Source organism: Bradyrhizobium sp. 23AC, assembly GCF_054863025.1.
Window position 1 is genome coordinate 1 of the sequence record NZ_JAVAYN010000156.1, and the last position, 272, is coordinate 272.

The window sequence follows — 272 nt, forward strand, 5'->3', positions numbered from 1 at the left end:
CGCATCATTGCTGATTTCCTGGTTACCGGTCTGTCCCCACGAAGCACGAAGCTTGAGGTCGTCTAACACGGTTGCTTTCTCCATAAAGGGCTCTTGGCTGATTCGCCAACCAAGGCTGACGGATGGGAAGGTAGCAAACTTATTTTTTTTACCAAAGCGGCTAGAACCGTCTCTACGAAGCGTCAAACTTGCCATGTAGCGGTCGGCATACGAGTAGTTGAACTTGCCGAAGTAAGAGAGCAAACTATAGCCTGAAGCGCAACCATACGCTT

Annotated in this window: 1 protein-coding gene; it reads right to left on the bottom strand. The window is 49.6% G+C overall.

Annotated elements, in window-relative coordinates:
• Positions 1-272, bottom strand: a 272-nt coding sequence (locus tag RAD10_RS41895; protein ID WP_461622028.1) for a TonB-dependent receptor domain-containing protein, incomplete at both ends; no start/stop codon positions are given.